Source organism: Kitasatospora cystarginea, from assembly GCF_039533515.1.
Lineage (GTDB): Bacteria > Actinomycetota > Actinomycetes > Streptomycetales > Streptomycetaceae > Kitasatospora > Kitasatospora cystarginea.
Genome location: NZ_BAAATR010000091.1, coordinates 9,009 through 9,290 on the forward strand (window position 1 = coordinate 9,009; position 282 = coordinate 9,290).

Sequence of the window (282 nt, forward strand, 5' to 3'; positions counted from 1 at the left end):
ACAGCGGTCAGATCAAGGTCAGGGACACGATCTGACAGGCCGGCGCGGGGCAAGGTGATGGCCCGGCTCTCGCGCTGCGCCGCGAGCAGGTCCCGCTCGCCAGGCCGCCGCGCTCCGTCGCCCCGATCCTAAATGATCACGAATGGGGCGGGTAGAGGATCTCCAGCCATTGGGGACGGCCCGATTAGGCAGTGTCCTGGCGATCACGAGCGAAGCCAGATGACGAGTGCGGCTGCGGTGACGGTGCCGAGGTAGACGTAGCCGCGCTTGTCGAATCTGGTC